Raw genomic sequence first — 9,080 nt, forward strand, 5'->3', positions numbered from 1 at the left:
TCATTAACACTTACGGCGGCGGCTCATTCGACGACGACATAGTCATTTTCGAACCCGGCGCGCGCATCGACACGTACGACCTACTCGGGGAAGGCCTGTACCGAGTCCAAGACGTCGAGGAGCTCTGGGCTGAAGACCCGGACCTTTCCAGGCCCGCGCCGCTCGCGGGGAAGCGCCTCATCAACTGGGCGGGCACACCTGGAGCCGAATACCTGTACTGGGTCGTCGGGGACGGTGCACCCTCCGCCTCATGGACAGTCGCCGTCGAGCAAGGCGAGGACAACCGGTGGGAGTTCTTCAACCTGACCACCGTTGAGTTCCTGCACGACATCCTCACCGGAGACGTGAACTCCCGGTTCCTGTCCGGGTTCGCTGAGCGGGGCCAGCACACGTACACGCGGTACTAGGGTCATGGCCCGGCGCCGACAGATTCCACCGTTGCGGGTGCGGAAGGTGTTGTGCCGGAGTCGGATTGCTTCAGAGTTGAGGTGGTCGGCCTGAGCTACGGTTCAGGACGGCTGATTGAAGTCGTCGAGGGTCTGGCGGGGCGCATGGCGTGTTCGTCGATGCCGAGCTCGACCACCCTATCGGTGCCTGATGAAGGGAACATCTGATGTCGGAGCAACACCTTGCTGACCTGCTGGGACAGGCCGGCCGTGCATTGGGGCCCTTGCTCCATGCTCCTGCGGTCTCAGCTCAGATCCCAGAACCACTGAAGCCGTTGCTAATGAAGCAGAACGGGTTCTACGCGTTCGGGCCGGCCCTGTTCGTGCGCCCGTGGGGCCCCGACATCCCTGGAAACTGTCTGTGGTGGAACGCGAGCAACACGTGGCGCAACGAATACAACGGCACCGGGGACGACCTCTTGTTCTTTGCCGAGGACATCTTCGGATTTCAGTTCGCAATTCACCCCGACGGGTTCTACCAGTTCGACCCTGAAACCGCCGACCGGGAGTTCATGGGCGAGGACATCTTCGAATGGGCCGGCACTCTCATGGACGATCTGGACTTCTACTCGGGTAGGCATGTCGCCCAGACCTGGCAAGAACTCAACGGTCGACTTCCAGTCGGCAAGCGACTTGCACCCGCCATTCCGTTCGCCTTCGGCGGCCGGTTCGAAGCCGAACACCAAGCCGCCATCCCAGACGTCGAGCTCATGCGGTTCCGGGGCGATATCTATATGCAAACAAAGGATCTGCCAGACGGCGCAACCATAGAGTTCAGAGGCTAAGGTCATGCCCTGCAACAGATTCAATGGTAGGTCAACCAAGACGATGCAGGACTGGAATGACGAACTCAGAGACTTCCTCTAGCGAGGTCACAGAACAGGAACGATTGTTCTCGATCGCCTTCGACCTTCCCGATGACATCGCTGCGTATGCCCCTGCACCGGCAGAAAAGATCTGGGCGGCAAAGACCGAGGTGAAGATGGAGGTCGAGGTCAGGAACATCCCGTTCTATGTCAAGAGCATCGCGTACGGGGACATCGTGCGAGTCCGCGTGGACCACGACCGTCGTGAACTCGTCTTCGATGAGTTCGTAGCCGAATCGGGAAACTCGACGCTCCGCATCCTGTTGAAGGACCAAAGCGTGGTCAGTGAACTGCAATCGGTTCTGCGAATGCATGGCTGCGACTGGGAAATCGACGCCAACGAGGTCCTATTGGCAGTCGACGTCCCGGCCACGGGCGACTTCCGGGCACTGTCGACGGCGCTTGATGAGCTTCATGAAGCCGGTCTCATAGGAGTCCAAGAAGCGGCAATCTCGAACCGGCACCGATAGCGAGAGATTCATGGAGCTTTGGGATGATCTGATGCGACCGCTCAAGCCAGATTTCGACCGATTGAACCCGGCTTCGAGACTGAAGTCGGCGGCGACCGTCATCAAGTGGACACTGGAGCACTTCAGTCCCCCTGTCCGGGAGGATGAAACGCGGGACTTGATCACAGGTTCGTTGGCATCCTTCGAATCCGCGCTGCAACAAGGCGTCAACGCCGTGCATAGGACTTCCGAGCTCGATGAACGGATCGAACTGGTTCTCGACGGCTCCGCTGAACCAGGCACTTCCAACCTGGTCATGGCGTGTGTTCAGACCCATTCCCATGACAGCGAACTCAAGGGTAAGAGACTGTTCAACGTCTTTGGCTCCTGCTACAACGCCGTGCTGGAGCAGGAATTCCCCGGCCCGCTCATCGATATCGAGGACGAAGTGGCCAATCCACGATGCCGCGAAACCATTGCGTTCCAGCAGGATGTGCTCCAACAATCGCTCTGGCACAAAGGCAGGTAGCCCCATCGGTCAAGCGGTGAATCTGTCATGTTGACTGTCGGTCGAGACAACTGGAGCGGGTCTATCTCTGGCGAGTGGGAACGGAACGAGCCGAGCCGGGAAGATATCTACGATGCGGTCGCTGCCCTGGATGGACAGGTACGCACCGAGGTGTCGGTGAACTTCGATGAGCCCTACCAGTACTTGTCGGTTGCAGGCGGCCCGGAGCACTTCTTGGTCACCGGTGAGCTTGCGGATGAGTCAGTGGTCAGTTTGACGAACCCCACGGCCGGGCCAGGTCAGGTGGAACTCGTGTGCGGCGGCCAGATTGCGTCGTTCGAACTCACGCAACTAGTCGATATCGAGACCGCGCGGCGGGCTGTAGACAGGTTCCTTGACGGATTCCCATCGGTCCTTGGCCCGGAGTGGGAAGTCGAGCAGTAAGCCCGCCAGTCCGGAACTCCTAGCGCACCTCGAAGGGATTAACATGATTCAGCCCTGGGACCCATCTGCAAGAGATGAAACGACATTCAATTCGCTTCGGAACGAGGTGGCAAGCTACACCTTGTCGAGAGTCCGGTACGTTCCCCCACCGGATGCGTCATGGCCCGAGGGGCACCGAAGCCTGCTAGTGCACGAGGTGGATATGGAAGTTCAGCTGATCCTCTCGAACGGATCCGCTCTCGTGTTCACCTGGAGCATGGACGGCTTGAACGAAGGATTGGCGATCGGCTATCGCTCCGGTGAGACGCTGGATAATCCTTCGCTGGGCACCCCCATAGATGTCACCGACAACGAAGATTGGAGCGTCCTTCTCCAAAAGAACATTGTCAGCATCAAACCAGTTCGACATATCCCCAATGATGGTTGCCCTGAAATGCCTTGGGCATTCCGCCTCCAATTCTCCAACGGTGCGGATCTAGTCATTGCGCTGGGAGAATCGGAGAATGGAAATCTGATTTACCTGCCTGATGCACTCCTGGTCATATTCGACGAGACCACGGCTCGGTCGTATAAGATTCCCGCGAGCTCGACGTCTTCCTTCGGCTGACTAGTCGGCTGGGAGATATGGTCATCAGTTATTGGGATGATGAAATGGCGGTGTTTCTCTCGCAACTGGAGTCGCTTCCTTCGCGTCTGCGGCTGCGAGTCTGTGTGGAATCAATCGCCTGGACTATTCGCACTCTTGAGTCGCCAATTCAGGATCCGAATGTAGCTTCGTTCGTTTCAGACGGATTGGCCAGGGCTGAGTCTGCTGTCAACCAGGGACTCGATTTCACGCCGGGATTGGCTGAATTTCGACCACGGTTCAATGACCTCTTTGAAGAAGCGGTCGATCCTGGGACATTCCAATTCATCAATGCTGGCCTGTTCTGCTTCGCCAACGCAGGTTCGGAGCTTCCCTTCACGGCTGCCGTCAACATTCTTTCTGACTCCTACGAAGGGGCCTTGTACCGGGCAACTAGTGCATCAATTACCACAGAAGTTGAACGCGCCACTCCTCGAGCCCGTGAGGTTATTGAATACCAACAAGGTCAGATCACGGATGCTCTCGGAAATGCACAGGGATTGAGAACCATTGATGCCACTCCATGAGTCGATGCGGCAAGTCACTGATCGCGCAGCCGCGCTCTTCGATGGCGGCAACCCTCCCTCAGATATCAAACGGCTAACGGCCCCGGACAACAACAACTTCATCGATATCGCGGTCTTCGAGAATTCCCCCGGCGCTGGCCTCACCGCTTACACGACAATGGGATTGTCAGCCGTCCCGATGCGGAGGCATCCTATGCCCGTTCCAACGGTTCGACAGCATTGGTCGACCTTCTCATTGAGGCTGTTTCAACCTGGCTGACCAGTTGGCCGATCCGGGAGGGGTTCTTGATGGTGTGGCGCAACAGCCGTCACCGCTCGATGCCTTCGTATGTGTTGGCGACCTTGGGGTTGCGGTTCTCGGCCGCCAGCCACCGTTCGGGATACGACGTAGTGCCCCTGGGTGATTCCTGCGGGATGGCCGGAGATGATCCGCGCTCTCCCGGGGGCATCCGGCCGCTGGACGGCCGGTGCCGCCGGGAAGATCAATGGCGCGCAGGACTAGGTCCTCGACGATCGATCAGAAGTACTGGTAGTACCAGCCATCGGGATCGCGAAAGCACGGTGTGACGTCGTATCCCTGGTACTGGGCCGCCTGCCGGTCCATTTGACAGTAGTCCCAAAAGGCGAAGGGCCCGGCGAACGCTTGGATGCTCACGGTGCCGTCGTCGGTTCCCGCGTGCTCACTGGCAGCGGCCGGTGCCGAAGAGAGTGCGCCGGCCCCCAGCATGAGACCAGCGGCGATCGCGACGGTGGAAACTGCGCGCGTCAAGCGTCGCAGCTTCCGCCGGTCGGGCCGAAGCCGAGTTGCAGTGGTAGCCATGGTGCCTCCTAAGAGTTGAACAGCCGAAGTGCTCGCATGAAGACCACGTCGGCTCGTTCTGATGGACCGCTTTGACCGTAAGCGGGCCGCTGTCAGGATCATTCTGCCGGTGGAAGGCGGCCTTTACCAGGCGGAGCACCGGCAGAACAGAGGCAGGAATACCCTGAAATTGTTACGTTCTGGTCGTGATCGGTTGGAGCACAACATGCCCGGACTACGGGCGGATTGATGACGTGAAGAAGCTCCTGGTAGAACGGCGAATGCTACTTCTGCCTGAACGACCACCAGGAGCTCCGGTTGCTGTTCTACCCTGCTGCGCTGCCGCTGTCCACCGCGACCCTCAACAGAGTTGCCCGACTCATCCGCGCACATCGTAAGACCATCGGCTCCAGGTGGCGGGCACTCGACTCCGGCGCGCAGGCCCTGTTCACCCTTGCCTACCTGCGCAAGGGCGAAGCGCTGCGTGATCTCGCGGCTGGCTTCGGCATCTTGATTTCGCTGGTCGGATCTGGATCTGGCCCAGGTTTGATGACGCGATGGCCTTGATCAGTGACTCAGCAGTACGCATTTGCGCAATCGAATCCTCTACCTCAACTGACTCCGGTGCTTATCGAAGCCAAGCAGCGTCTGAACTGGCTTCCCACGCTCCGTTGGCATCCAGGACCGGTCCCGGATACCACAGATAGGGTGGCCCGTAGCACACAAATCGCGGATGCGGAGATGACATGGGAACTTGGTTCGCCGTCGTGGCGGTCATCCTGGCTGTGGTAATCGGATTCACGATCATGCTTCGGCGCCGCATCGACGTCCCGAAGAGACAACACCGGGTCGAGGTCTACGTGAAGATGCCATACAGAGTCTCCTGGCCTCCCGGTTACGCGGATAGTCGGCCGATTCGGCAAGTGAAGACGCCCAATGGTCTCTACCTCATGGAAGCTTTCGGCGGTAGAGCGGCGGCACTCGAGTTCCTACGTGGCTGCGAGGTAAGGGATGAGCGGGTCTATGTCATCGCTGAGAATCCGGAGAGCAACCTCGGCAAGGACTTGGTCATGATCTTCGAGGAGTTCGACGGAGCTTTCGTCGAAATCGCTGAGCGCAGCGTGCTGCCGACACCCGAGTTGTCCCGGGAGGATTGCGCTCGATGCGGCTATGCGGTGATACCAGCGCAGTCCCCGGGATCATCCGCGATCACCTATGGCGATGGCACGGTTAGATGGTTTGCCTCGCTCGATCAGATGGAAATGGACGGATACGGACATCAATGCCAGGCCTGCGGTGCCCTCGCATGCGCACGGTGTTACCGGTCGGTACCGCAGCACCCCAACGCGGGCGGTAAGCTCGACCTGCGCTGCTGGTTGTGCGACGGCAGGGTGGATGTATTCACGGGATGACTGTGCTGCACCACACTTCGCGACGTTCTCAGCTCTGTTCAGTGGTTGAGGAGCACGAGCTTGCGCAGCAGGTCGAGATTGGCGCGACCATAGAGTTTCCTCTTGATCATCTTGAGTCGGTTCACGTTGCCCTCCACTGCTCCTGAGCTGTGAGGGAGTGTGAGTCCGGCGGTGACGGCGTCGAAGTCCTTGCGTAGGCCGCGGGCGAAGCGGCGAAGGCTGGGGTGGTCGGAGGCGAGAACGACGTCGATCCACTCGGGCAGTCGGTGACCTTCGCGCTCGCTCATCATGGTGGCGAACGACTTCACCAGCTCGTGGACTTCCTCCAATGGTGGGCATCGGGTCAGCAGGGTCTTGAGTTGGAGACGGTCGGCCTCGGAGAGCCGGTCGGGGTGGCGGGTGAACCAGCCGGTGACCTCGCGAATGCTCGGCGGGGCCACGGTCTTGATCGGTCCGGGTTTGCGGAGTTCTCCGGGCCGGTACTGGCGCAGGTAAGCCGCCAAGATGGCGTAGCTGCCTTGGTAGCCCATCGCGCGAATCTCCTGGCAGAGGTCGGTGGCGTTGATGCGCCCGGCGTCCCACTCGACGTGGAGGTAGAGCTTGAAGTCGTCGAGCTTCGAACCCCTGGGCCGCTGCTCGACCACGAGGTCCTTCCAACGTTCGGCGCGAGCGAGTTTGCGGACATTGTGTCTGCTCCAACCCAGGTGGCGGGCGATGGCGCGCAGACTGTGGCCTTCGGCGAGCAGCTTGTGGACGGTCTGGTGGTTCGCGCGGTAGCGCAGTGCCACCCGCCCGAGCGGCTCGTCTTCAGCAGCTTCGTCGGGTTCCTCGACGGCGGGCGGCTCGTGCTCGGCGGGCTGGTCCGGGGTGAACAGGGGTTCGTCGAAGGCGTTGCGGTGTCGCATGAGGCATGCCTCGACGGCGGCGATGAGGTTCTGCCACAGGTGGAACCGGTCGGCGACCTGGATCGCGTCGGGCGCGGCGACTCGAACGGCGTCGGCGTAGGAGCTGGAGCGGTCGCGGCAGACGACCTCTACGCCGGGGTGGGCACGCAGCCAGGCTTGCAAGGGTGCTGAGTCGCGGCCATCGTGCAGGTCGATTGGCCGGTGGGTGGCCATGTCAATCAGGATGGTGCCGTAAGTGTGGCCGCGGCGGAAGGCGAAGTCGTCAACGCCGAGCACCGGCACGGTCCCGACTTCGGGCTCGGGAAGGGCGCGGATCAGGCGCAGTAGGCTGGAGCGCCCAGCGCGGGCACCGATTTGAGTGGCGAGACGAGCCCCAGCGCGGCCGGCCAAGGCCAGGCCGATGGCCTCTAGCATCGCCCGCAATGGAGGCGTCCGCTGAGCATGGCGGCTGGTCAGGCCCTCGACCTGCTCGGTGAAGATGACCCGTTCGCAGTCGGAGTTGTCGCAGTGAAACCGGCGGACAAGCAACTCGATCACCACCGGTCGGCACGCGGTCAGAGCATCGCGCAGTCGCCGTCGATAGCGTGAATGCACCCGCTCTGACCAGGTATTGCAGGCGGTACATCGGGTCTGCCGGGCGGCCGTTCTCGCTTGGATCACCACACCGTCGCCGTCCTGGACCACCTGCTCGACGAAGACGCCGCGCAGGTGAGGGAAGAGCACATCAAGAGGGTGTTGATCGCACCAGATACCAATAGCACCAACTGGTTTCGATACTTCGGCGGGGCCGCCACCTCATCAAACCTGGGGCCAGATCCTCGGATCTGGCCCCAGGTTCGGGCGACTTCTGGCCCCGGCTTGGGTGGTTTTCCTCGGCTGGAGTTGAAGGGAATTTGGCCCCGCTGAGTCAATCTGGCTGTGCGCTAGCGGGTTTGTTGCCCGCATCGACTGAGCTCGTTTCAACTTGATGGGCGTTCGTAGTCGTTGAGGACTTGGAGGGCCTTGGCGATGTGGGTGGTCCAGGTGGGGTCACAGCGGATCTGGTCAAGGATCGACCATTTCTTGAGCTGCGCGAACATCCGCTCACCGGGCCCGCGAAGCCGGGCGTGGAGACGGTTGTACTCCTTCTGCCACTCCGGCTTCTCCCTGCCTTTGAAGGGCGTGGGCACCAGGTCGTGGTCGAGACCGTCGTAGCCCTTGTCGCCCAGGGCGAACAGGCCGTGCTCGCGAAGGAGCCCGGGGATCTGGGGAGGTTCGGCCGTCGGGCGGCCTTGGTGTCGTGGGTCCCGCCGCGGATCGCGCCGGAGATCCACAGCAGGTTCCTTCGCGCATCGGCGATGGCCTGGAGATTCATGCCGTGGCGCTTGTGCTTGCCGGAGTGGAAGGGCCGGTCGATCTGGTTTCGGTCGATGTGGACCAGGGTGCCGTCGAGGATGACGAACGCGGCGCCGGAGCGTTTCGCGTGTTGCAGGGCGTCCCGGATCCCTGGTGCGCGGGCGGCGAGCAGGCGGATGGTCTCGCGGGTGCGCCGCCAGGCGGTCGCCGCTCAGATGCCGAACCCGGCTGCGAGATTCCCCAGCGGTTCGCCTTTTCGCAGGTAGGCGAGGGTGAGTAGTGCTTGGGCACCGGGGTCGAGGACCCGCCAGCGGGAACCGATCGTCTTGCGGTGGGTGCGGATGAGGCCCGCCACGAACTTGAGGGTCTGGGTGGACAAGGGCAGCGCGGCAGGGTACAACAGCACGAGAGCTCCTGGTAGACAACGGATTTCAGCACCTGCTGTTCTACCAGGGGCTCTTCTGCTGCCCCAGTACAGGACCTGCCGAGCAATCACGACACCCGCAAGCATCGATGGGAGGCGGCTCGGAACCCCTCCCGGTCTCGACAGTAGAGACTGAACATGTTGCGTTCCAAGCAATCATGTTCTGGAAGCGACCACCTCACTGTTCCTTTCGCAACATAAAGGATGCACACCCATGTTGATCTGGCAAGGTGCCGGCACCGCCGTCCTCGTTCCCGGACTGCTGGTCTGGGGCCTGATCGAACTCTTCCAGTCGGTCACACCGCTAAGGGTCCTTCTGGGAATTAGTTGATGTCTGGTG

General features: G+C 61.1%; 10 protein-coding genes and 2 pseudogenes. 9 read left to right on the plus strand and 3 right to left on the minus strand.

All coding sequences use genetic code 11. The features are described from left to right. The 7 genes from FAB82_RS27105 to FAB82_RS12740 all read left to right on the plus strand — a co-directional run. Nucleotides 1-407 (plus strand): hypothetical protein (locus tag FAB82_RS27105; RefSeq protein WP_168801575.1); only part of this gene is annotated, 407 nt, incomplete at its 5' end. Nucleotides 408-613: 206 nt separating this feature from the next. After that, nucleotides 614-1,231: an SMI1/KNR4 family protein gene (locus tag FAB82_RS12715; protein WP_136534917.1), complete on the plus strand. Its 618-nt coding sequence runs from the start codon at nucleotides 614-616 to the stop codon at nucleotides 1,229-1,231. A gap of 56 nt (nucleotides 1,232-1,287) precedes the next feature. After that, on the plus strand, nucleotides 1,288-1,782 hold the full coding sequence (locus FAB82_RS12720; protein ID WP_168801576.1) for a DUF4265 domain-containing protein: 495 nt from the start codon (nucleotides 1,288-1,290) through the stop codon (nucleotides 1,780-1,782). Nucleotides 1,783-1,792: 10 nt separating this feature from the next. Then, nucleotides 1,793-2,290, plus strand: a complete 498-nt coding sequence (locus tag FAB82_RS12725) for a hypothetical protein (RefSeq protein ID WP_136534919.1) — start codon at nucleotides 1,793-1,795, stop codon at nucleotides 2,288-2,290. Between the two features lie 27 nt (nucleotides 2,291-2,317). Then, nucleotides 2,318-2,713: a hypothetical protein gene (locus FAB82_RS12730; RefSeq protein ID WP_136534920.1), complete on the plus strand. Its 396-nt coding sequence runs from the start codon at nucleotides 2,318-2,320 to the stop codon at nucleotides 2,711-2,713. A 202-nt stretch (nucleotides 2,714-2,915) separates the two neighbouring features. Continuing rightward, the gene (locus FAB82_RS12735; protein WP_136534921.1) at nucleotides 2,916-3,320 is read left to right on the plus strand and encodes a hypothetical protein; all 405 of its coding nucleotides are present in this window, start codon (nucleotides 2,916-2,918) and stop codon (nucleotides 3,318-3,320) included. Nucleotides 3,321-3,337: 17 nt separating this feature from the next. Then, entirely contained in the window at nucleotides 3,338-3,865 is a 528-nt protein-coding gene (locus FAB82_RS12740; protein ID WP_136534922.1) for a hypothetical protein, read from the plus strand. 517 nt (nucleotides 3,866-4,382) lie between these two features. Here the strand turns inward: FAB82_RS12740 and FAB82_RS12745 are convergent. Then, entirely contained in the window at nucleotides 4,383-4,685 is a 303-nt protein-coding gene (locus tag FAB82_RS12745) for a hypothetical protein (RefSeq protein ID WP_136534923.1), read from the minus strand. Nucleotides 4,686-4,982: 297 nt separating this feature from the next. On the opposite strand from FAB82_RS12745, the pseudogene FAB82_RS12750 reads away from it, so the two are divergent. Then, nucleotides 4,983-5,183 (plus strand): annotated as a pseudogene (locus tag FAB82_RS12750) (helix-turn-helix domain-containing protein); the annotation flags it as partial. A gap of 227 nt (nucleotides 5,184-5,410) precedes the next feature. Next, entirely contained in the window at nucleotides 5,411-6,076 is a 666-nt protein-coding gene (locus tag FAB82_RS12755; RefSeq protein WP_136534925.1) for a hypothetical protein, read from the plus strand. A gap of 38 nt (nucleotides 6,077-6,114) precedes the next feature. On the opposite strand, the gene FAB82_RS12760 is transcribed toward FAB82_RS12755, so the two are convergent. Continuing rightward, entirely contained in the window at nucleotides 6,115-7,704 is a 1,590-nt protein-coding gene (locus FAB82_RS12760) for an ISL3 family transposase (RefSeq protein WP_211116570.1), read from the minus strand. Between the two features lie 236 nt (nucleotides 7,705-7,940). Continuing rightward, nucleotides 7,941-8,722: pseudogene (locus tag FAB82_RS12765) on the minus strand (transposase family protein). Nucleotides 8,723-9,080 lie beyond the last annotated feature (358 nt).

Source organism: Glycomyces buryatensis (assembly GCF_004912275.1).
GTDB lineage: Bacteria > Actinomycetota > Actinomycetes > Mycobacteriales > Micromonosporaceae > Glycomyces > Glycomyces buryatensis.

What these genes read in the sequence shown, in the direction of transcription:
- FAB82_RS12755 (WP_136534925.1), top strand. Translation starts at nt 5,411, where the DNA reads ATGGGAACTTGGTTCGCCGTCGTGGCGGTCATCCTGGCTGTGGTAATC.
- FAB82_RS12715 (WP_136534917.1), top strand. Translation starts at nt 614, where the DNA reads ATGTCGGAGCAACACCTTGCTGACCTGCTGGGACAGGCCGGCCGTGCA.
- FAB82_RS12730 (WP_136534920.1), top strand. Translation starts at nt 2,318, where the DNA reads ATGTTGACTGTCGGTCGAGACAACTGGAGCGGGTCTATCTCTGGCGAG.
- FAB82_RS12720 (WP_168801576.1), top strand. Translation starts at nt 1,288, where the DNA reads ATGACGAACTCAGAGACTTCCTCTAGCGAGGTCACAGAACAGGAACGA.
- FAB82_RS12735 (WP_136534921.1), top strand. Translation starts at nt 2,916, where the DNA reads ATGGAAGTTCAGCTGATCCTCTCGAACGGATCCGCTCTCGTGTTCACC.
- FAB82_RS12725 (WP_136534919.1), top strand. Translation starts at nt 1,793, where the DNA reads ATGGAGCTTTGGGATGATCTGATGCGACCGCTCAAGCCAGATTTCGAC.
- FAB82_RS12740 (WP_136534922.1), top strand. Translation starts at nt 3,338, where the DNA reads ATGGTCATCAGTTATTGGGATGATGAAATGGCGGTGTTTCTCTCGCAA.
- FAB82_RS12745 (WP_136534923.1), bottom strand. Translation starts at nt 4,685, where the DNA reads ATGGCTACCACTGCAACTCGGCTTCGGCCCGACCGGCGGAAGCTGCGA.